This is a genomic window from Pedobacter sp. 01N310, from assembly GCF_056399805.1.
In genome coordinates, this window is sequence record NZ_JBFTSB010000006.1 from 133605 (window position 1) to 155545 (window position 21941).

19 protein-coding genes are annotated in these 21941 nt (G+C 38.9%); 14 read left to right on the forward strand and 5 right to left on the reverse strand.

Going from position 1 to position 21941, the window contains the following annotated elements; all coding sequences use genetic code 11:
* Positions 1–498: 498 nt before the first annotated feature.
* The 5 genes from AC1DNH_RS14230 (at position 499) to AC1DNH_RS14250 (ending at position 6093) form a co-directional block, all read left to right on the forward strand.
* Positions 499–2418, forward strand: a complete 1920-nt coding sequence (locus AC1DNH_RS14230; protein ID WP_477608440.1) for an immunoglobulin domain-containing protein — start codon at positions 499–501, stop codon at positions 2416–2418.
* A gap of 39 nt (positions 2419–2457) precedes the next feature.
* On the forward strand, positions 2458–3177 hold the full coding sequence (locus AC1DNH_RS14235) for a hypothetical protein (protein ID WP_477578904.1): 720 nt from the start codon (positions 2458–2460) through the stop codon (positions 3175–3177).
* Positions 3178–3189: 12 nt separating this feature from the next.
* The gene (locus AC1DNH_RS14240) at positions 3190–4128 is read left to right on the forward strand and encodes a T9SS type B sorting domain-containing protein (protein ID WP_477578903.1); all 939 of its coding nucleotides are present in this window, start codon (positions 3190–3192) and stop codon (positions 4126–4128) included.
* A 21-nt stretch (positions 4129–4149) separates the two neighbouring features.
* Positions 4150–5121 (forward strand): PorP/SprF family type IX secretion system membrane protein, encoded by a 972-nt coding sequence (locus AC1DNH_RS14245; RefSeq protein WP_477625460.1) that lies wholly within the window; start codon positions 4150–4152, stop codon positions 5119–5121.
* Between the two features lie 363 nt (positions 5122–5484).
* Entirely contained in the window at positions 5485–6093 is a 609-nt protein-coding gene (locus AC1DNH_RS14250; protein WP_477625461.1) for a Crp/Fnr family transcriptional regulator, read from the forward strand.
* 528 nt (positions 6094–6621) lie between these two features.
* Here the strand turns inward: AC1DNH_RS14250 and AC1DNH_RS14255 are convergent.
* Entirely contained in the window at positions 6622–7173 is a 552-nt protein-coding gene (locus tag AC1DNH_RS14255) for a 5' nucleotidase, NT5C type (protein WP_477610814.1), read from the reverse strand.
* 96 nt (positions 7174–7269) lie between these two features.
* Between AC1DNH_RS14255 and AC1DNH_RS14260 the strand changes: the two genes are divergently transcribed.
* The 3 genes from AC1DNH_RS14260 (at position 7270) to AC1DNH_RS14270 (ending at position 9146) form a co-directional block, all read left to right on the forward strand.
* Positions 7270–8019, forward strand: a complete 750-nt coding sequence (locus tag AC1DNH_RS14260) for a DeoR/GlpR family DNA-binding transcription regulator (RefSeq protein ID WP_215132066.1) — start codon at positions 7270–7272, stop codon at positions 8017–8019.
* 67 nt (positions 8020–8086) lie between these two features.
* Positions 8087–8626: a hypothetical protein gene (locus AC1DNH_RS14265; protein WP_477586398.1), complete on the forward strand. Its 540-nt coding sequence runs from the start codon at positions 8087–8089 to the stop codon at positions 8624–8626.
* Positions 8627–8705: 79 nt separating this feature from the next.
* Positions 8706–9146 carry a DMP19 family protein gene (locus AC1DNH_RS14270; protein WP_477610815.1) on the forward strand — a complete coding sequence of 147 codons (441 nt, stop codon included), beginning with the start codon at positions 8706–8708 and terminating at the stop codon, positions 9144–9146.
* Between the two features lie 624 nt (positions 9147–9770).
* Here AC1DNH_RS14270 and gap read toward each other — a convergent pair.
* The 3 genes from gap to pfkA are packed head-to-tail and all read right to left on the reverse strand — an operon-like array spanning position 9771 to position 12607.
* Positions 9771–10769 (reverse strand): type I glyceraldehyde-3-phosphate dehydrogenase, encoded by a 999-nt coding sequence (gene gap / locus AC1DNH_RS14275; protein ID WP_029280245.1) that lies wholly within the window; start codon positions 10767–10769, stop codon positions 9771–9773.
* A 7-nt stretch (positions 10770–10776) separates the two neighbouring features.
* On the reverse strand, positions 10777–11619 hold the full coding sequence (locus AC1DNH_RS14280) for a hypothetical protein (RefSeq protein ID WP_230145453.1): 843 nt from the start codon (positions 11617–11619) through the stop codon (positions 10777–10779).
* A 1-nt stretch (position 11620) separates the two neighbouring features.
* On the reverse strand, positions 11621–12607 hold the full coding sequence (gene pfkA / locus AC1DNH_RS14285) for a 6-phosphofructokinase (protein WP_108200905.1): 987 nt from the start codon (positions 12605–12607) through the stop codon (positions 11621–11623).
* A gap of 111 nt (positions 12608–12718) precedes the next feature.
* Here pfkA and AC1DNH_RS14290 point away from each other — a divergent pair, with 111 nt between their 5' ends.
* Positions 12719–13408, forward strand: coding sequence for an NUDIX hydrolase (locus tag AC1DNH_RS14290; RefSeq protein WP_051692040.1), 690 nt, complete (start codon positions 12719–12721; stop codon positions 13406–13408).
* A 158-nt stretch (positions 13409–13566) separates the two neighbouring features.
* Here the strand turns inward: AC1DNH_RS14290 and AC1DNH_RS14295 are convergent, their stop codons facing one another.
* The gene (locus AC1DNH_RS14295; protein ID WP_029280252.1) at positions 13567–14427 is read right to left on the reverse strand and encodes an N-acetylglucosamine kinase; all 861 of its coding nucleotides are present in this window, start codon (positions 14425–14427) and stop codon (positions 13567–13569) included.
* A gap of 220 nt (positions 14428–14647) precedes the next feature.
* Between AC1DNH_RS14295 and AC1DNH_RS14300 the strand changes: the two genes are divergently transcribed.
* The 5 genes from AC1DNH_RS14300 (at position 14648) to AC1DNH_RS14320 (ending at position 21850) form a co-directional block, all read left to right on the forward strand.
* Entirely contained in the window at positions 14648–15670 is a 1023-nt protein-coding gene (locus tag AC1DNH_RS14300; protein ID WP_477584100.1) for a threonine aldolase family protein, read from the forward strand.
* A gap of 47 nt (positions 15671–15717) precedes the next feature.
* Positions 15718–16500, forward strand: coding sequence for a hypothetical protein (locus AC1DNH_RS14305; RefSeq protein ID WP_477584098.1), 783 nt, complete (start codon positions 15718–15720; stop codon positions 16498–16500).
* A 6-nt stretch (positions 16501–16506) separates the two neighbouring features.
* Positions 16507–18018, forward strand: a complete 1512-nt coding sequence (gene accC / locus AC1DNH_RS14310; protein WP_477584096.1) for an acetyl-CoA carboxylase biotin carboxylase subunit — start codon at positions 16507–16509, stop codon at positions 18016–18018.
* A 431-nt stretch (positions 18019–18449) separates the two neighbouring features.
* The gene (locus tag AC1DNH_RS14315) at positions 18450–19034 is read left to right on the forward strand and encodes a riboflavin synthase (RefSeq protein WP_477611357.1); all 585 of its coding nucleotides are present in this window, start codon (positions 18450–18452) and stop codon (positions 19032–19034) included.
* A 167-nt stretch (positions 19035–19201) separates the two neighbouring features.
* Positions 19202–21850: a family 78 glycoside hydrolase catalytic domain gene (locus AC1DNH_RS14320; RefSeq protein WP_477625462.1), complete on the forward strand. Its 2649-nt coding sequence runs from the start codon at positions 19202–19204 to the stop codon at positions 21848–21850.
* Positions 21851–21941: the final 91 nt, after the last annotated feature.

Sequence of the window (21941 nt, forward strand, 5' to 3'; positions counted from 1 at the left end):
CCTGCTCTGTCTGGTACCGCTGAAATTCCCCGCATTAATAAATACCGAAATTTTTTCTAAAACTTTCGCTGTCATAAAACCAAATTCCCTAAAATGGGTTAGTTTTTTGGTTATTATAGATATATTGATCATCTACAAAATGGCCTTCCTAACTCATTTTAAAGTTTCTTTTCTTTTCGTACAGCAATAGCCAAATTCGGGCATACCACCTCAGGTGATGCAAGAGATCGGCAGGATGTTTAAGGCTTAACAGATAGGCTAAAATTTTTGTTCTGGAAGCAGCTATACAAATCAGGTTCGGATGACTTTGTTTTTGTTGATAAATATCAACAAAACAGGTTTTTACGTTTTGGTAAAGGCTTTAATGAATAAAGTGAACGGATAATGTGGCATTGGCCCGTAGTACTTTTGTATCACAAGCAAACAAACAAAATTTAATTTTTACGTCATCCCAAACTTACATTGAAAAGGCGCTCTTGTCTATCTTTCCTGGTGTTTGTGTGCGTTTTTTTACCTGTGTTTTTACGTGCGCAGTGTTTAAAACCGAAACGAACTTATGCAAGCCATCAGGGTTATCTCAGAGAAGGACTAGGTATACTAGGTGGTCCTGCACTATTTTACGGGGAGATTGAAAATGCCGACAACGCAGTAAATGGTGTGGTTACCGATGCATCGACGCTAAAAGTAGGTTTAGGGCTCCTAAATGCTGCTGCAACAACTCAATTTTTGGAATTTAAAGATGGAGGACTGACAAGTACATTTGCAGCTAATACTTCAGTGATAGTCAAAATATCTGTTCCCAGTCAGTTAGTGGGGGTTTTAACAGGAGTAGAGATCGGTTCCTTTACAAATATGCATGATGTTTCTGCCTCTTGGCCACTTATTGGTTTGGGGAATTTTGCAGGGCAGGATGCTGTAAAAACACCTATTTATAATTCTGTAAATATTGCGGAAGTTATAAGTGGAACAGGGGAAATCGAGATTGCCTTAACACCACATCAAGCATTTAACGGGGTGTATGTAAAGCTTTCCAGCATAGTGGCCTTAGGTTCTTCCATTAAGGTATTCCATGCTTATGTTATGGAAAATACCACTACGCCACTAGCTTGTAATGAGGTAGTTGATGTGCTTTCTGGTGTGATTCCAACGGTAGTGGGCGGAGTTCTTAATGTTACTGATTTTGTTGATAAGCCCGAGCGCGCAATTGATGGAGATGTAGAGACCTTCGCGGCGTTGAATACGGGGGTTTCTGTTCTTAATAAGGTTTTTTTATCTCCAATCTACAGCAATCCTTCGCAACCTGGAGATGAGGTGACTATTATTCTTTCTAGCCCTTCAGCTCTTCTTGAGGCTGATCTATTGACCGGGTTTACTGTTCAGCCTTATCTCAATGGGGTAAAAGCTGGTCCGCCGTTTAAGAAAACGGGTACTTTTCTGAGTATTGATCTGTTAACCGGAAGTACCGATAAGTATGTAATGACTTTTCCAGTAAGCACTTCTTATGATCGTTTGGAGATTTCTGCGGGAGGCGTTCTTGGTGCTCTTGACGCTATAAGGGTGCATGAAATAATACGCAAGCCCGCTAAGCCTATAAGCGCAGGTATCGTAAATAATAAGTATGAGCAAGAAGTGTGTCAAGGTTCAACGGCTACCTTTACGCTTAACAATTTGCAGGCCTGTACCACATATAAATGGTACGATGCTGAAACCGGAGGGAATGAGGTCGGATCTGGTTCAACCTTTGCGCCGCCAACAACACTTACTGCTGGTTCATACGATTATTATGTGAGGGGAGTTAAAACGTATTGTTCAACCGAAATTTCGGATCCCCTAAAGGTTACACTTAAAGTAAATCCACTACCAACTTTAAGCGTTCCTGGCACAACTATTTGCAGCGGATCTTCAGCAATACTTTCGGTTACAACACCTGATGCTGGCTTCACCTACAACTGGTATTCAGTGGTGTCAGGAGGGACAACACTAAAAACAGGAAATAGCTATACTACCCCTGCTCTTAGTACAAATACTACTTACTATGTAGAGGCCGTTAATCAATTAACAGGTTGTAAAAATGCAAGTCGAGAGCCTGTAGATGTTATTTTAAATCCATTACCGAATTTGACCTTTGAACCAAATCCTGGTATTTGTGAAGGACTTACTACAACCAAAATTGCTTACACTAATCCGGTTTTCGACCCCATTAGTTATAGCATCTCCTGGGCCGGAAATTTACTTCCTGCCGTTTCAGATCAAACTTTGCCAGCAAATGAAATTACGATCAATGTTCCATCAAATACACCGGTAGCAGTATATCAAGGGGTATTAACCATTAAAAATGCAAACGGCTGCGAACGGGCTATCCCTTTTAGTTTTAGGGTAAAGCTTGTGCCACATAAACCTACAGTATCTATTAATTAAAAAAGAAAATAAATTATTCATCCCTAACAAATTAACATTATGACAAAAAAATCTACAAAACGCAATCTAAGAATCTTTGTATTCTTAATGTTCTTATTGCCGCTGGGTGCCTTTGCACAAACGCCAAATGTATACCTGTGCGGAACAGGTACAGTAAAATTGAATCCAACTTTCACCGGTTATACACCTGTTAATGGCGATAAAATTGTATGGACCGTTGACGGAACTGCAGAAGCTACGGTAGTATATAATGGTTCAAATGCTTTTTATCAGATCGCAACAGGATTAGCAGTGGGAAACCATACTTATTCTGTTCAGGTTCAGCCAGCAGATGCGAATCTCTGTCCTAGTGATGCCTCTGATAATACCGTTGTAGAAAAATTACCTACGCCTATTATCGCTGTTGCAGCTCCCGGAAGTGTTTATTGTACCGATCAAACAGCCGCCACAGTAATTACGGCGAGCAAGGATGCTTCAATAACATTGCCAACTGGTGTAACCATGACTTATGTTTGGTCTGCAACTCTCGGCGGTACCGCAGTGGCTGATATTACAACTTTAGGTGCAGCTTCTGCTTCTGGAGATACTTTTACACTTAAGGCTGGCGTGGCTCCAGGCGCGTATGTTTTCACAGCTATCGGAAGTTATGCTACAGGTGGTGTTCAGATTGTACCTGCAACAACTTGTACTGCAACTGCCGGCAAAGCAATCACTGTTACTGTTAAACCAGGTAAAGCAACTATCGCTGTAGCGCCATAAGGTTTAACCATTATGATGTTTAATAGGTTAAGGATAATTGTGTTCGGTGTGCTGCTGCTTTCTGCAGCAGCATGCTTTGCGCAATCTGGCAATCCGAATACGCTTAACCTTAAACCAGGCGTTACTGTTAAACTGAGGGCCAATGGCACAGGTGCTACCTCTTATCAATGGTTCAGAAATGGAAACGCCATTTTGGGAGCTACTGAGCAAGATTATGTTGTAAATACTGCAGGGAAATATACCGTTATTACTTTTAGCTTAGGTGGCTGTAGCTCCGATCTGTCAGAAGAAATGGAAGTGGTGATGGAGACAGCCATATCAGCAGATGTTTCCATAGTTAAAAGATCTGAAAGCAGACAGGTAATCAATACCGAGGTATTTAAATACAATTTATTAGTGCGCAACAACGGGATCGGTGAGGCTACCAACATACAGGTAAAGGATGACCTTCCAGAAAATTTAACCTTCGTAAGTGTTGATCCAACTATTGTGGGTACCGCAAGTTATAACGATCAAACCAAGACAGTTTCCTGGGCGATCCCGTCACTTGCCAATGGCAGTTTTGTTGAGCTGATCATTAATGTAAGAGCAATGAAACCTGGTAATGTTGTTAATAGTGCCAGGGTTACCATCAATGAAATAGATCCCGATCCATCTAACAATATATCAGTTGATACCAAAGAAATTACAGGACTTAAAATACCTAATGTGTTTACGCCAAACGGCGATGGAAAAAATGAAACCTTTTTTATTGAACGCTTAGACCGCTATAGCGAAAACCAGCTTACCATTATTAACCGCTGGGGAAGCACGGTTTATGAGAAAGACGGCTATTTAAACGATTGGACCGCGAATGGTTTGGTAGATGGAACGTATTTCTATGTGCTTAAAGTAAAAACCACAACTTCCAAATGGCAGGAATTTAAAGGTTATGTTACAGTTATCAGGTAAATGGAACTAAAATGTGAGGATATGAAAAAGATAATTTTAACGGTATTGTTTAATTTAATCGGCCTGTGCCTGTTCGCGCAACAGAATGCCCAGTTTGGACAATATATGTTCAATGGTTTATACATCAATCCCGCTTACGCAGGCTATAAAGAAGAACTGTATATGCAGGCCTTTGTGCGGGCGCAATGGACAGGTATTCAGGGCGCTCCCCAAACGCTTTCCATATCGGTAGATGAAGCGGTTAAGGAAGAAAGTTTAGGTTTGGGTTTATTGGTGTCGAAAGATAAAATTGGCGCACAGAACTCGTTAAACCTATCAGGGAATTTTGCTTACCGCATTAAGCTAGACCGTACCGAAACCAATGTACTTGCTTTTGGCGTTGGAGTGGGAGTAATGCAGATGGGGCTTAACGGAAGTTTATTAGATCCAAATGAAACCAGCGACAATAAGATTCCGACAGGATATGAAAGCCGAATTGTACCCGATATTAGGGCTGGTGTACATTATTCGAACGAAAAATTTTTTATCGGTTTCTCTGCCAATAACCTGCTTACACAATACCTTCCTGTTTTTAGGGATAATAATCTTTTAAGTATTACTTCTAAGCCGCATTTTTATTTAACGGCGGGAATGGTATTTCCAATGAACAATGATTTTATGTTCAAACCTACTTTTTTGATCAAAGATGATTTGAACGGGCCAACCTCATTGGATCTTAATGCTTTTTTAATGATCAAAGAAAAACTTTGGTTAGGTGCTGCATATAGAACCTCCGTAAAATTTTATCCTAAGCCAGCATTACAAAGCGATTTAAGGGCAAGGAGTGCCATCGGGTTGATTACTGAGTTTTTTGTCCGCGAAAACCTCCGGATTGGCTATGGTTACGATTATAGTTTAAATAAATTCGGCAGCTATGATTATGGCTCACACGAAATATCTATTGGGTATTATCTGCAAACTGCAAAAAGCAGAAGGCCAAAATGTTACTTCTAATAATCGGGTGCCTTCCACCCGGACTTTCTTTTTTACTGAGTGTCTATTATTCTGCATGTGGTCTGCGCGCATTTGCTTTTTTTGTGAAAAAGATGAACGAAATGAATGTTGTAAAAACGTTTCGTTTTATTTGTTACGTTCTTTTTTAAGATTGTCAGCCTCTGCCATGCATATTCTATTCGTTGTTTAATAAGACTAAACTCCGCATTTTTACCCGGATAAATCAGTTTGTGTTTCAAAATATTAAGAAATCCTCATTATAAAGGTGTTTAAACATCATAATTGCCTTAATAATCTACTTTATTTTTATATTCCGTTAAAAAACGCTATAATTAAGGGTCTTAAGTCTATCCCTATTTGTGTATGCTCGAATCCCGAAAGGTATTTTTAGTAAACGCTGTATTAAATTATTTCAGCAGTTTATGCCCTATAACCTCTGGATTTATCCAGGAAATAGAAAAAAATGTAGATACTCTTCTGATCAAGAAAAATAAATACATTTTATCTCCCATTGATAATAATGATTATGTTTTTTTCGTAGTATCAGGCTTGGTAAGAGGTTTTATTAAAGATGGTAATAAAGAGATTACCACTTGGATCAGTTTAGGGAACGAATTTATTGGAGCGATTCAACATCCCGATGAAAACGTTCAGCCCTCAATTGAATATTTGCAGGCATTGGAAAATTCAGAATTGGTTGCCATTCCACACTTATTGATTGATAAGCTTTACGCTAGTTATCAGGAAACGAATGTTATTGGTAGAAAGATTTTAGCGCTCCAGTATCATGCCGCCTCAGAACGGGCCATAATAGCTAGAATCCCTTCGGCAGAAAGGCGTTATGAGAAATTTTTGGAACTAAACTCTTTTGATATATCTAGAGTACCATTAAGGTGTATAGCCAGTTATTTAGGTATGCGTTTGGAAACCCTTAGCCGCATACGCAGTAAGTTGGTAAGAGAGCTGGTGTAGTTAACGGTTGATCATAATGGGTTAGGTCGATCTGTGCGAAGAATACTCATTTTAAACGCTATGTTTACATAACATTATACACTTTTTACATATTGATGTACAACCTTAAATTGCATATACTAAACATCATATTTGTATTTAAATTTGGGTAAGTAAAAATTAAATCAACGGGACGATTTAGATTACATTCGTAAGCCTCTCTTTTTAGGGAGGCTTATTTTGTTTCAGCCTGCCAGTGCTTATATACCAGTTAGAGGGGGATACGGCGGCGGAGCCAGTTCTTGTGGTTCATCCTGCGGAAGTTCTTGCGGTAGCTGCGGTGGCTGTGGAGGTGACTAATAATTTTTGTTGCTTTAAATTAAAATCTTCATCAAATCTTAATCTTTCTGCCGTAATATTGTAGGCATAAGGGGTGAGAGCCTTATATCAACTTCTAGTTGAGAGCGTTAATTTAGATAGAGGATGTAGCCAGTGGCTACATCCTTTTTTTATCCCTGGCATGTGGATATGAAGAGGCTAAATGTTTGACTAGACAATTTCAAGTTTTGTCTCTTCAAGTTCCTTCAATAATGCTGATACCTCGTTCCAGTGATTTATCCTTTGGTGATGATCTTTTTCTACATTGTGAAATGCTGTAAACATTAAGGCTTTTCCCTTACAAAAATCAAGGTTTTTACAATGGTCGTCAATTAAATAATCGGTATCTATTATACTCTTATCGCCACAAAAGATGATATTCTTCCAGCTGATAAAAGGGAAGTGCTCTGCAAGCCACTCGCGTTTTTCGAAGAGCGATAAGGGGAATTCCATGGCGGCTGAAACGATATAGATCTCGTAGTCTTCCATTAATTTTTTTACGGCTTCAACAGCGCCTTCCATTACCGGCAGGTTTCTGAAAAAGCCTGTTCTATTGCAGATCTTCATTACCATAGCCCTATCCGGAAAAAGTTCTTCTTCCGATTTGCCTTTTATATCGTTGCGGGTAAGCGAAATGCCTGTTTCTGCCTGGTAGGTCTGAAGTATATGGTCTTCTATGTCGGCGAGAACGCCGTCCATATCAATGCCTATTATTTTTCTCATGATTTGCTATATTTTGCAACAAAAATATTTAATATTGCAATATATTGCAAATTATAATCCTAGTAAATTTATATATTTGCAATATATTGCAGTAGTATGGTAAAAGAAGAGCGTCTACAGATCATTATTAATACCCTGGAAAAAGACACCAAGGTGCGGTTGAACGAATTGAGCACATTGTTAAACGTATCAGAAGATACGGTTCGCCGTGATATTAAGGAGCTCGATATGCAAGGGCTGCTCAGGGCGGTTAGGGGTGGCGCAATTGCCCATTCGCCTATTCCACAGCATTACCGGGATAGGGAAAAGTACAATCAGCAGCACAAACAGATTATTGCAAACAAAGCCTTAGCGTTTTTGAAAGATGGTCAGGTAGTGTTTTTCGATGGTGGCACCTCGGTAGTAGCACTGGCTGCCGCATTGCCTAAAGATTTAAAAATCACCATTATTACCAATAGCTTTCCTGTTGCCAATATTTTGGAAGACCACCCCAATGCCGAAGTGATATTTGCCGGCGGAAGGTTGCATAAAACGGCATTTACCACCATGGGGCAAGAAACTATCGATACTTTTAGAAAGGTCAGGGCCGATGTTTGTATGCTTGGTATCTGTAGTTTGCACTATAGTATGGGTATTACCTCCATTATATATGAAGATGCCCAACTTAACAACATCATGATTAACCAGGCGCAAAAAACCATCGCGCTATCCGCACTCGAGAAAATAAATACTGTAGAGTCTTACTATGTTTGCCCGGTTACCGATGTAGATGTAATTATTACTGAAACAGATTCTGATAATGCAATCCTGAAGCCTTATAAGCATTTGGGAATTGAAGTAGTTTAAATACTCGTATATTAATCAATACCAAATAAATAACTTAATTTGTGTTATCTAAATTTAACGCTCATTAATGATTGACTCTATTTTGCCGCGCTATATTTTGCAGGAGCAAATGTTTATTTATGCTTGCTGGAGTATCGTAATATTCTTTTTTAGAAAAAATAAATTTATCGGGCAGTTTGATAGGTCTGTTATTTGGTTGATCAGAGTTGTTGGTATTATATATTTTTTGCAATTCCCGGTAATTTTCTGTGCTGACTGGCTAAGTGGGGATTATGTTCAATATGAGTTCGTAAACCGCTTTACCGGACCTTATTGGTTCCCGGCAGTGTTTCCGCTATTGGTGTATTTACTTTCCACACAAAGTCTTTGGTTCACCTATTTCCAGAAATCGAGGTATTGGCGTTTAGCTTTTGGGTTATTGTTATTATCCTCAACATTTATTAGTGATATAATGCTGTGGATTAGCGGCCTCCAAAAAGATTCTGTTTCTTCCTGGAGAATGGCTTATGAGTCGTCTTTTTTGCATATTAATTCTTTGATCGTATTTGTTTTAATTACAGGATTTGGTTATTTGTTGCTCAGAAAAAAGAATATGCCTGCAGTATGATAATTTTTTTATGAAAATAGAGGGGTTAAAAAGTTCACCTTCAGGCCTTTCAGTTTAATTACATTTTTTTATCTAAAACATGAAATTTACTTCAATAACTAAAGCATTATTATTCATTACGGCATTCTCTAGTTGTAATACTCAAAGCAAGGTCGATTCGCATGAAAATGTTAAGCAACAAGTGAAAAGAATTGAGCGGGATAAAATAATACCGGTAGCTAATATTGATGAATTTGAAACGGAAGTAAATAATGGAGGCTTAAACCAATATTTCGTCAATTCATCTGGGCAGAACTGCTACGAAACACTCAGACTCTTAAAGAAAACAGGTAAAACAAATACGGCAGCTATCTTGGAAGAAGCAATCTCTCTGATAAACCCAAGAAACATAAGGGAAACTGAATTCGTCGAAAAGCTGAGGCAAAATAACGTTGAAGAACTTTACGATGAAAAAATAAGTCAGAAGATGAGTGTGTTAGATGAAAAGTTTTATAAATATCCAGATGGAAGCCTGAAGTAAGCAATTTGAAGATAAATCAGGTGCAAATACCCCTTAAATAAGAAAAGAGACAATCTATCCAGACTTGTCTCTTTTTTCTAACCAAATATAAACCTGTTATGAGCCAGGCTTTGTCTTTAATCTTCTATCTAAACCGGGGTTTTTCAAGAAAATGATTTATCTTTTTTTGTGGTGATAAACATCGTTCCGTTTATTACTCTACAAATATAGTAAAAAATTTGATAGTGTAAAAAATACACTAAGAAAAATTTAAGTATTTTTTTTGTCATTTTTTATTTACCGACCCTTTTGTAAGGGATTTTGGTGTTTAAAACGACTATGTTGCAAATATAGCAGAAAAATATGTTAAGTAATTGTTAAATATTGTCAATTTATGGTACGATTTAGTCAAACGTTTGTTTAATTCTTGGTAAAAAGTCAATTTTATGAAATTTATTGGCAATTTTTTGGTCTTTGTAAGATATTAAGTGAATTTTTGATGTGAATATTGAATAAAAACAATTTTAGATATGGTTTTGAAATTGAATTTTATAGGTGAAAATTGTGTTTAAAACAAAAAGGCAACATTAAATGAATAATGTTGCCTTTTATATAGCCTTGTAAAGCGCTTAAAGCACTTTTTTGTTACAAACTTGCGTAATATTCTACAAATTTAGCTAGTGCAGAAGAATATCCCCATTCGTTATCGTACCAAGATACCACTTTAACGAAATTATCATTTAATGAGATACCTGCTTTTGCATCAAAAATAGACGCGTGGTCATCGCCAATAAAGTCAGAAGAAACAACTTCGTCTTCAGTATAAGCCAATACACCTTTTAATTCGCCTTCAGAAGCTGCTTTCATAGCTGCTTTAATTTGCTCATAAGTAGCTGGTTTTTCTAAACGTGCAGTTAAATCTACAACAGAAACGTCAGCCACAGGAACACGGAAAGACATACCAGTTAATTTACCTTTTAATTCAGGTAAAACCATACCTACTGCTTTAGCAGCACCAGTAGAAGAAGGGATAATGTTAGAGAAACCGCCACGGCCACCTCTCCAGTCTTTAGCAGAAGGACCATCAACTGTTTTTTGAGTTGCAGTTACAGCATGGATTGTGCTCATTAAACCTTCAACAATACCAAAGTTATCGTTTAAAACTTTAGCAATTGGCGCTAAACAGTTTGTAGTACAAGATGCATTAGAAACAATAGTTTGATCTGCAGTTAATTTATGGTGGTTTACGCCCATTACATAAGTAGGGATATCGCCATCTTTAGCAGGAGCAGAGAAAACTACTTTTTTAGCACCGGCAGCGATGTGTTTCTCAGCATCGGCACGGGTTAAGAATAAACCTGTAGATTCGATCACTACTTCAACACCTACAGCATCCCATTTTAAATCAGCTGGATTTCTTTCTGCGGTTACGCGGATTGTTTTACCATTAACCACTAAATTACCATCAACAACTTCAATAGTGCCATCAAATTTGCCATGTGTAGTATCATATTTTAACATGTATGCCATATAATCTGGCTCGATCAAATCGTTAATCGCTACAATATCTAATCCTCTTTTTAATGCGGCTCTGAAAACCAGTCGGCCAATACGGCCAAAGCCGTTTATTCCAATTTTGCTCATTGTTCTGTTAATTAATGTAATGTTTTAATAAATTTTGTATTGGTTCTTTAATAATGCTTTTAATTTTTATGTCGTATCTGCCCGCTACCAACCTTAACCGGTCTTCGAGCTCGGCACCTACCTTACCTACAATATGTATCTCCCGGTCGTTGTATTTTTCTGCCATAGGCAAAACATAAGTTTCGATATATTTTTCAAATCCTCCATCAATCAGCTTACGGATATATTCGTGTTTACTGTTTTGGGTAAAGAAATCGAAAAATGAAGTTAAAAATATATTTGCCTGTGGCTTATTGTAAATACGTTCTAATATTTGCGGGCGGTCTAGATTGTAGGTTAATGTGAATTTGGTTTCAATGTCTTTAGGCATTTTAAGGCTCAGAAATTCCCTTAGGAGTATTTTTCCAAAGTAATTTGAAGAACCCTCGTCGCCTAAGATATAACCCAGTCCAAAGTTATTGTTTATTGGCTTTTTTCCATCAAAGTAAGCACAATGTGCGCCACTGCCCAGCATRCCAACGATCCCTGGCTGATCATAACAGGCGGCTTTGGCGGCACCGAATAAATCATTTTCTACTACAATTTTGCTGTATTTGAAAAATGATGCAAGGGTTTTGGCCAATTCCTCTTTTCTGTCTGCTGATGATGCTCCGGCTGCAAAGAAATAAATTTTCTTTATGTTTTCTGCATTATTAACCAAAGCAACTTTTTTGTTTAAAATCTGTAAGATTGTTTTTGGATCAACAAAGCAAGGGTTTAAGCCAGTAGTATTGCAATGTGCCACTACCTGTCCATTTTGTGTTATTTTCCAAAATGCTGTTTTCGATCCGCTATAAACAACTGCTATCATATTATATTGAAAGTACCTCTGTCATTTCCATTAAATCGGGCTCGAGTTTAAAAGAATGAGCGGTTAAAGCCTCTCTTATGCTGGTTAATTTTATTTCATTTCCCTTTAAGCCTACCATTTGCTCCGTTTCGCCTGCAATTAACGCATTTACCGCGGCAAAACCTAAACGACTGCCCAAAATTCTGTCGAAACTGCTTGGGCTGCCACCACGTTGAAGGTGGCCAAGTATGGTTACTTTGGTATCGTAATGATCAAAAGTTTCTTTTACCTTCTTAGCAATATCGTAAGCGCCACCCTGTTTATGACCTTCAGCCACGATAACAATACTCGATGATTTTTTTGTAGCTGCGCCTAAGGCCAGTTTATTAATCAATTCGTTAACGCTGGTTTCTCTTTCAGGTAACAAAACAGCTTCTGCACCACTGGCAATCGAACTTCTTAATGCAATACATCCCGAATCGCGGCCCATTACTTCTATAAAGAACAAACGGTCATGCGCATCGGCAGTATCCCTGATTTTATCAATCGCTTCGATTACTGTATTAATAGCAGTATCGTAACCCAGGGTAAAATCAGATCCAACTAAGTCGTTATCAATTGTACCTGGTATACCGATTACCTTAACTCCAAAAGTTTCCGAAAAACGTTTCGCTCCGGTGAAGGTTCCGTCGCCACCGATTACCACTAGTCCATCAATACCGTTCTTCTTTAAGTTATTGTAAGCAATCTGTTGACCTTCGTCTGTTTTAAACTCTAAACAGCGTGCAGTTTTTAATATGGTACCGCCCAAGTGTAAAATATTACTTACAGAACGGGCGTCCATTGGTTTTATGTTGTCGGTAATTAAACCCTGGTAACCTTGCATTACACCAAACATGTTAATGCCATGGTAAATTCCGGTACGTACAACAGCTCTGATTGCAGCATTCATTCCAGGGGCATCGCCTCCAGAAGTTAATACGGCTATATTTTTTATATTTGGCTCCATCTTTATAATACGAATATAGTGTGTATTTTTTACACTAAGTAATTTATTTTATTTTTTTTACTTAATATTGAAAGTCATACCTTTATCTGCTTAAAATAACTAAATTTTACTTTGGAACAAATTTTACCTCATTTAGATTCTGTATTCTCGATAGATTGCGTTTTGTTTGGATTTGATGGTAAGGAATTAAAAATCCTACTGATCGAAAGGAATGAAGAACCGTTTAAAGATTGGTGGGCACTGCCCGGTAACATTGTTGGTCCTGATGAGAGTTTAGATCAATCAGCCTCCCGCATTTTGTACGAACTTACCGGTTTGCGCGGTATTTATATGGAGCAGTATTATGCTTTTGGCGATCCGCACAGGCACCCGCAAGGAAGGGTAATTACTTTGGCTTATTATGCTTTGATCCGTTTGGGCGGAGATAAAGAGCTACGCCCGATCAGTACTTATGCCAAACGGGCCAATTGGCTGCCGATTACCGATCTACCTAAACTGGCTTTCGATCACCAGAAAATTTACGATAAAGGATTAGAAAAAATAAAACGCCGGATTAAACACCAGCCAATTGCTTTCGAACTCTTGCCAGAGAAATTTACTTTAACGCAGTTGCAGCATGTTTATGAACTGGTTTTGGGCAAAAAACTCGATAAAAGGAACTTTAGAAAAAAGATTGTGAGTTTTGGTGTACTAAAAGAGCTTGATGAAAAACAAAAAGGTGTTTCTTATCGCGCGGCTACTTTGTACCGTTTTGATAAGCGTAAATATGCGAAGCTTTTTGGTAAGGAGATCTCTTTTTAGATGTGAGACATTAGATCTGAGACGTGAGACACAAGATGAAGAGCAGGAAAGATACTTTTAGATAGATATAAAAATCCCCGATTTGAATTTCAAATCGGGGATTTTTATATGGTTGTAATCCGACTCCGGACTAAGAACTCCAGACTTAGGATTATGGACTAAGCCTTCGGCGCTAACTCCAGGTGATAATGTACCAGATCATCTATAGGTGAGCGGATAATCTTGCCCACGCCCATTTCGTAACGGTCGGCTACTATACTTAAAATATCACGGAAACTATAACCTACAGAACCCACACAGTTTAATTTGTGGTCTTTGTAGTTAGGGTAGTGGATTACCAATGCTTCGAAAAACGCAGTAAAAGCATAATCAATGGTAGCAAAAGCATAATCTTCGTAGTTATCTTTAAAATCGTATAAGAATTTACTAAAGCTTGCGCAGAAACGGTTTGGCAGGGGCTTATTATAAATATTATCGAAAATATCTTCGTTGGTTAATGCGTAGTTGTCGTAAAAAGCTTCACGTAGCCCTTTCGGCATGTAACCTTTCATGTAATCGCTTAAAATGCGTTTACCGATGTACGAACCGCTACCTTCATCACCCAGGAAATACCCCAATGAATCGATGTTCATGGTAATTTCAGATCCATCATAAAGGCATGAATTTGTACCTGTGCCTAAAATAGCAGCAAATCCTGGCTCGTTTCCAAGGAGTGCTCTAGATGAAGCAAGTAAATCATGGCCTACAAAAATGGTTGCATTGGTGAAGATCTGTTGCATGGCATCGGCCACAATCTTAACATTTGCAGGTGTAGAACAGCCGGCACCGTAGTAATAAACTGCTGTTAATTTCTCTCTTTCCAAGTGGTCTGGAAGAGACTCATTCAAAGACTTTACAATGTACTCTCCTTTTGAAAAATATGGATTGTAACCTTCGGTGTTAAAGTAAATTTTTCTGCCGGCCTCGTTAATCAAACACCAATTTGTTTTGGTAGATCCGCCGTCTGCAATTACTATCATTTTATTTATTTTTGGTTTTAGCACGATAAAAGTATAAAAAGTCTTATATTTTGTATCCTTTTTTTTAATAATTTTTTAACAATTTGTTGTTGTCGAAAATTAAGTGTGTAAAAAATACACTATATAGGGCGTTTAATCGCCGAAAAACCTTAAAATTATACCAGAAAGGGCATTGGTCTTTTTTTTTAACCTCAACAATATTTTACAACCAGATAGCGAAATGAACAACAGATTTTTAGATTTCAGGAGTGATACGGTAACCAAACCTTCTGCCGGAATGTTAGATGCCATGATGAATGCAAAAGTGGGCGACGACGTTTTTGGTGAGGACGAAACGGTGCATGCGTTGGAGACAAAACTGGCTTCGACCTTTAATATGGAAGCCGGATTATTTTGCCCGTCAGGAACGATGACCAACCAGATTGCGATCAAGTGTTTTACCCAGCCCATGGACGAGGTGATCTGCGATCAGACCGCACATGTTTACCGCTACGAAATTGGAGGCATTGCCTATCACTCTGGCGCATCGGTAAGGTTGTTGCATGGCGAACGCGGAATTCTGACTCCAGAGCTGATTGAACCCGAAATCAATGAAGATAACATCCACTACCCCAACTCAAGTTTGGTTGTTTTAGAAAATACAGTAAATAAAGGTGGCGGAAGCTGTTATACCTTATCACAGATTGCCCCGATCCATCACCTCTGTAATATAAAAGGATTGAAACTGCATTTAGATGGTGCGCGTATTTTTAATGCACTTGTGGCAACAGGGGATGAGGCGGGCGAGTATGGCAAATATTTTGATGGGATTTCGGTCTGCCTATCCAAAGGACTTGGTGCACCAGTTGGCTCTGTGCTATTGGGCAGCAAGCAAATGATTCATAAAGCCCGAAAAATTAGAAAAGCTTTCGGTGGAGGCATGCGTCAGGCAGGTTTTTTGGCTGCTGCTGGCATTTATGCGCTCGATCATCACGTAACACGCTTAAAAGACGATCATGCCCATGCGCAGGCTCTGGCAAATGCACTGGCCAGGGCAAAATATGTAAAATCGGTAATGCCAGTTGAGACCAATATTGTTATTTTTGAAGTAGAAAAAGGATCGGCAGAGAAAATTGTACACCAATTGAAAGAAAAAGGACTGCATTGCAATACCACCAGTGCCAGTACCATAAGGTTGGTTACCCATTTAGACCTTACTCCTGTAATGATCGATCAAGCTATTGAAATAATTTTGCACCTTTAAGGGGAAACTCATATTTTACCTCTATAATCAAATATCAAAAACAATATATGAAAACAATAAAGTTTTTAGGGATATTTTTGTTGGTTGCATTTTCAGCGAAGATTAAGGCTCAAGAAGTTATTCAAACAAATTTTTTAGATCAAAGTGCAAAATATGATTTTTCGAAAATATGGGTCAGGGATAGCATTGCCGACCTATATGTAGAAAATGAAAATGAAAATAAAAAAATTAAAACTCCAGAACCTATCGGCTTTATTGGAGATAATTACCAGAGATTTTATATTCATTTGGTTTCTGTTGTAAAGGATATGGAAAATCCAAATGAATACTTTGCTTATGGAAAAACCAAGGTAAAAAATAATTTATGTGCCTTTCAGGGAAAAATTAAGATTACCAGTGCACAGTTCGGAAAAGAAAGCGATAATCCTAAATTTAAACGAGGCAGTATTATTGTTGATATTGTGTTTTTTGAAGATCAGAATATAATTTCTTCAGGCACGATAAAGGGGAAAATGAAAACAAATTTTGTTTTAGATATAAAAGGAAATATGTTTTATGATTCTGTAAATTTTGTTGCAGATGGTTTTTCAAATAATACATTTGAAGGAATCTGGACGAGTTATAAAACTAAAGTTGCTAAAAAATGTAACTGGGGGGATTTCAGAATCCCAAGCTGTGGCGATCTTGATATAGGTGCAGGTGAATTTAGCGTAAATGATAAATATCTTAAGAGTGGTTGGGAAACTTATAGATTAGCTTATGGTGGTAGCAATAATTCTGACTCATACAAAATTGCCAATAGAAAAGAATCTGAAAAGTGGTGGAAATAAAATAATATGTCTAACAACTCCAAACCCTTAATCCCAATCTCCAAACTGCTTATCGCGAACCGTGGCGAAATCGCTTTGCGTATTATGCGTTCTGCGAAGGAAATGGGCATCAAAACAGTAGCTGTTTTTTCTGAAGCAGACCGTAATGCGCTGCATGTACGTTATGCCGATGAAGCGGTTTGTATTGGGCCAGCTCCATCTAATCAAAGTTACCTGGTGGGCGAGAAGATTATCGAAGCCTGTAAATTAACTGGTGCAGAGGCCATTCACCCAGGCTATGGTTTCTTGTCTGAAAATGCCGGTTTCGCGCAAAAAGTTGCCGATGCCGGACTTATTCTGGTTGGTCCTTCACCGCAGGCCATGGAAACCATGGGTAACAAATTATCTGCAAAGGCAGCGGCTTTAAAATATAATATCCCGATGGTGCCGGGAACGGAAGAAGCTATACAGGATGTAAATGAGGCAAAACAACGCGCCATCGAAGTTGGTTTCCCCATATTGATCAAAGCTGCTGCAGGTGGCGGGGGCAAGGGTATGCGTATTGTAGAGCGGGCTGAAGATTTTGAAGAACAGATGCAGCTTGCGGTAAGTGAAGCTACCTCAGCTTTTGGCGACGGGGCTGTTTTTATCGAACGTTATGTTACCTCGCCAAGGCACATCGAAATACAGGTTTTGGGTGATACCCATGGCAATATTGTTCATCTTTTTGAACGGGAATGCTCTGTACAGCGTCGTCACCAAAAAGTAGTAGAAGAAGCACCCTCGTCGGTTTTAACTGAAGAAATCAGGAAGCAAATGGGTAAGTGTGCGGTAGATGTGGCCCGTTCGGTAAATTATACCGGCGCAGGTACCGTTGAGTTTATTTTGGATGAGAACCTCGATTTCTTTTTCCTGGAAATGAATACCCGATTGCAGGTAGAACATCCTGTAACCGAATTAATTACAGGTATAGATCTGGTAAAAGAACAGCTAAAAATAGCCTCAGGCGAAAGACTTAGTTTTAAACAAGAGGACTTAAAAATCAGCGGGCATGCTATAGAACTTCGCGTTTATGCCGAAGACCCGGCCAATAATTTCCTGCCTGATATTGGCACCTTGCAGACTTACAGTACACCTAAAGGCAATGGGGTAAGGGTTGATGATGGCTTTGAGCAGGGCATGGAAATCCCGATTTATTATGATCCGATGATTGCCAAACTGATCACTTTTGGGAAAGATAGGGAAGAAGCGATTGAACGAATGGTGAGAGCAATTGAAGAATATGATATTACAGGGATAGAAACTACTTTGGGTTTTGGTAAATTTGTGATGCAGCACGAGGCTTTTAAAACGGGTAATTTCGATACGCATTTTGTAGGTAAATACTTTAAGCCAGAAAGCTTAAAGGTACAGGATGAAACAGAAGCCTTAATTGCTGCGGTAATTGCTGCAAAACTGTTTGATAAAAAAGAGGTGAAGTTGAGTGGTGCAGCAGTTAAAAATAGCTCCGATTGGAGAAAAAATAGATTGAAGTATTAATATACTTTTAATGAGATCGTCATGCTGAACTTGTTTCAGTATCTTTCTTGCTAATAAATAATAAAATCCGTTATTGCGATAATCGTCATTTCGAGTTTTAATTCATCGTTTAATAGTTAATTGTTTTTTCCCCATGGGCACAGTCTGGCTTCGGCTCGCCGCCGCCGATGGGCTCTTTCTTTTTGATGTCAAAAAGACCAGCGTAGCTAGCTTGAATGCCGATGAAAACATAAAGCTCATGAAAAAACAAAAAACACCGGCTGAAAATTTTTCTTTCGAAGCGAGTAGGTTGGCTTGGGCAGTGCAGTCCGAAAAATTTGTTAGGCCGGATTTAAGTAGAACGAGGATATGGTGCTATGGCTTAGTTGGGCGGAAAAGCATAAAGCGAAAAATAGGTTAAGTTTTAACCTGATATTTTAATAAATAAAAAAATGTTCACAGGAATTATAGAAACACTCGGCGAAGTTACTGCCATTAAAAACGACCATACCAATATTCACTTTACCATAGCTTCTGCAATTAGCCATGAGCTGAAAATCGATCAAAGTGTAGCCCATAATGGGGTGTGCCTGACAGTGGTAGCCTTAAATGATGGGACACATACCGTTACCGCTATAGATGAAACGCTAAACAAAACCAATCTCGATGGTTTAAAAGTAGGCAGTAAAGTTAACCTTGAGCGCTGCATGCAGATGAATGCCCGTTTAGATGGTCATATTGTGCAGGGCCATGTAGACCAGACTGCTGTTTGCGTGAAACGTGAAGCACTGGACGGTAGCTGGGAGTACCGCTTTAAATATGATGCTTCGGCCGGAAATGTAACCGTAGAAAAAGGTTCTGCCTGTGTAAACGGTATCAGCTTAACTGTTGTAAATTCTGAGCCAGACGAGTTTTCGGTATTTATCATCCCCTATACCTTCGAACATACCAATTTACAGGAAGTTCAAGTTGGCGATACCGTAAATTTAGAATTCGATATTATTGGCAAATACGTTGCCCGGTTAATGAATCGATAATCCGTATTTTTGCTGCTCGCTTGTTGTTTTTAGTGTTGATAAGTGGTGCTTTATTAAATTATTGTCGTTGTGCTAACGCTTAATTTTTCATAACAGTACAGGATGGTTGGTTAAATAATATTTCTGATTATCGTACAGTTAAGATTAAAAAATTAACGCTAACCAATATGAACAGGAATTCCCGTACCTCAGGCACAATAACTGCCCTTGCCTTATTGCTTTTATTTACAACGAATGTTTTAGCACAGAAAATCTCGGTAAAAGATTTCACCGTTGAGCATTTAGTAAATCCTTTTAGTATTGATAATCCAAAACCCAGATTTAGCTGGAAAATCATTTCGGATTTAAAAAATACCAAACAGCGCAATTACGAAATCAGACTGGGTACAACAGCAAATATTGATAAAGTTTTGTGGAAAGCTGCGGTAAAAGATGATCAATCGGTATTGATTGCCTATGATGGCCCTGGGTTATCGTCAAAAACCAAATATTACTGGCAGGTTAGGGTAAAAGATAACCACGGAAATACATCTGCATGGTCGCCGGTTCAGTTCTTTCAAACAGGTTTAAAACCTGAAGACTGGAGCGCAAAGTGGATCGCAGTAGCAGGAGAAGATACTTCTCTGGCCAGTCCACTATTCAGAAAAGAATTTAACCTGAAAAAAGAGGTAAAATCTGCAATGGCTTACATTACTGCCAAGGGTTTGTATGAGGCCAATATTAACGGCGGGCGGGTTAGCGATACTTATTTTGCACCAGGGTGGACAAGTTATAAAGATCATATTCAATACCAGGTTTACGATGTTAAGCAATCGCTAAAGAAAGGGGCCAATGTAATTGGCGTTTCACTAGGCGATGGCTGGTACAAGGGACGTATCGGGTTTAATAATCAAAAACAATTTTATGGCGATACCAGGGCTTTATTGCTGCAACTGGAATTGGAATATGCTGATGGAACCACAGAAACCATTATAAGCGATAACAGTTGGAGAACAGGTTATGGGCCAATACTTGCTTCCAATATTTATGACGGAGAAACCTACGATGCCCGTTTAGAGCTCCAAGGCTGGAATAATATTGGTTTTAAAGAAAACACTTACTGGAAACCTGTGCAGGAACTCGCCAAGGGCCCGGAAAAGCTGGTTGGGATGAGCGGACCGCAGGTGACCAAACATGAAACGTTTAAAGCCTTAAAAATATTTAAAACCCCAAAAGGTGAAACCGTGGTTGATTTTGGACAGAACTTAGTGGGCTGGGTAATGTTAAAAGCCAAAGGTGCGGCAGGTACCAAAATTACCATTAGCCATGCTGAGGTATTAACCAAAGAAGGAAATTTTTATACCACTAATCTCCGGTCGGCAAAGCAACAGAACAATTATATTTTAAAAGGCGGAACCGAACAGGTATTTGAACCTCATTTTTCTTTTCAGGGGTTTAGGTACGTCAAAATAGATGGATACCCCGGCGAACTGAAACTGGAAAACCTTACCGCTGTAGCTGTTTATTCGGATATGAAAACCAGCGGAAAATTCACGACTTCAAATCCTTTGCTAAACCAATTGCAACATAACATTTCATGGGGACAGAAAGGAAATTTTGTTGATRTGCCGACAGATTGTCCGCAAAGAGATGAACGTTTGGGCTGGACAGGCGATGCACAGGCATTTGCCACAACGGCTGCATATAACATGGATATATCGGGCTTTTTTACCAAATGGCTAAAAGATGTTTCTGCAGATCAGCTTCCTAATGGCAGTGTTCCTTTTGTAGTGCCAAATGTGCTGAACCAAAATGACGCAGGTTCTGCAGGTTGGGCCGATGTTGCCACTATTATCCCTTGGGATATGTATGTTTCGTATGGAGATAAAGGCATACTGGAAGCGCAGTATGGAAGTATGAAAAAGTGGGTTGATTATATTTCTTCAGTGGCTAAAAATAACCTTTGGAACACCGGTTTTCACTTTGGCGATTGGTTGTTTTATCGTCCTAATGATGATAATGATGGCCGCGCAGCGGTGACGGACAAGTACATGATTGCCCAAACATTTTATGCGCATTCTACACAGTTGCTTATAAATGCAGCAAAGGTATTGGGCAAAACAGATGATGTAACCAAATATACTGCACTATTGGAGCAGATTAAAGCGGCTTATATCAAAGAAAATATGACGCCGAATGGAAAGCTGATCTCTAACACCCAAACTGCGTATGTATTGGCCTTACAGTTTGATATGTTGCCTGAAAACTTACGTGCACAGGCTGCACAAAGATTGGTAGACAATGTAAAAGATTACGGAAACCACCTGACTACAGGTTTTTTGGGCACTCCTTACCTTTGTCATGTATTGAGCCGCTTTGGGCACGAGGATGTAGCTTACGACCTGTTGCTACAGGAGAGTTACCCTTCGTGGTTATATCCGGTTAAAATGGGGGCAACCACCATTTGGGAGCGTTGGGACGGTATTAAACAGGATGGATCTTTCCAAACGGCAGATATGAATTCTTTTAATCATTATGCTTATGGAGCCATTGGCGATTGGATGTATAAAAATATCGCTGGCATTAATCCGGTATCAGCACAACCAGGTTACAAAACCATTTTAATTGCACCAAGACCAGGAGGGAAATTAACCAGCGCGTCGGCAGAGCTGGAGACGGTGTACGGCACTGTTAAATCATCGTGGACGATTGCAGATGGTGTTTTTAAGCTCGATGTAACTGTTCCTGCCAATGCAACCGCAACGGTAGTATTGCCGAAAACCGATAAAAAAGAAGAAATAGGCTCAGGTAGCTACCATTTTGAATATAAATATTAATCGCTTATAATTGCAGCTTCGTTAAAAGAGATTATATCACTATTATAAATTTTCAACGGGTCGTCATTCCCAACTTGATTGGGAATCTTAA

Excerpts from the sequence above, each read along its gene's own strand:
- AC1DNH_RS14300 (WP_477584100.1), top strand. The coding sequence starts at position 14,648 with ATGAACAACAGATTTTTAGATTTCAGGAGTGATACGGTAACCAAACCT.
- AC1DNH_RS14265 (WP_477586398.1), top strand. The coding sequence starts at position 8,087 with ATGATTGACTCTATTTTGCCGCGCTATATTTTGCAGGAGCAAATGTTT.
- AC1DNH_RS14315 (WP_477611357.1), top strand. The coding sequence starts at position 18,450 with ATGTTCACAGGAATTATAGAAACACTCGGCGAAGTTACTGCCATTAAA.
- AC1DNH_RS14255 (WP_477610814.1), bottom strand. The coding sequence starts at position 7,173 with ATGAGAAAAATAATAGGCATTGATATGGACGGCGTTCTCGCCGACATA.
- AC1DNH_RS14260 (WP_215132066.1), top strand. The coding sequence starts at position 7,270 with ATGGTAAAAGAAGAGCGTCTACAGATCATTATTAATACCCTGGAAAAA.
- AC1DNH_RS14245 (WP_477625460.1), top strand. The coding sequence starts at position 4,150 with ATGAAAAAGATAATTTTAACGGTATTGTTTAATTTAATCGGCCTGTGC.
- AC1DNH_RS14305 (WP_477584098.1), top strand. The coding sequence starts at position 15,718 with ATGAAAACAATAAAGTTTTTAGGGATATTTTTGTTGGTTGCATTTTCA.
- AC1DNH_RS14235 (WP_477578904.1), top strand. The coding sequence starts at position 2,458 with ATGACAAAAAAATCTACAAAACGCAATCTAAGAATCTTTGTATTCTTA.
- pfkA (WP_108200905.1), bottom strand. The coding sequence starts at position 12,607 with ATGGAGCCAAATATAAAAAATATAGCCGTATTAACTTCTGGAGGCGAT.
- AC1DNH_RS14250 (WP_477625461.1), top strand. The coding sequence starts at position 5,485 with ATGCTCGAATCCCGAAAGGTATTTTTAGTAAACGCTGTATTAAATTAT.
- AC1DNH_RS14270 (WP_477610815.1), top strand. The coding sequence starts at position 8,706 with ATGAAATTTACTTCAATAACTAAAGCATTATTATTCATTACGGCATTC.
- AC1DNH_RS14295 (WP_029280252.1), bottom strand. The coding sequence starts at position 14,427 with ATGATAGTAATTGCAGACGGCGGATCTACCAAAACAAATTGGTGTTTG.
- gap (WP_029280245.1), bottom strand. The coding sequence starts at position 10,769 with ATGAGCAAAATTGGAATAAACGGCTTTGGCCGTATTGGCCGACTGGTT.
- AC1DNH_RS14240 (WP_477578903.1), top strand. The coding sequence starts at position 3,190 with ATGATGTTTAATAGGTTAAGGATAATTGTGTTCGGTGTGCTGCTGCTT.
- accC (WP_477584096.1), top strand. The coding sequence starts at position 16,507 with ATGTCTAACAACTCCAAACCCTTAATCCCAATCTCCAAACTGCTTATC.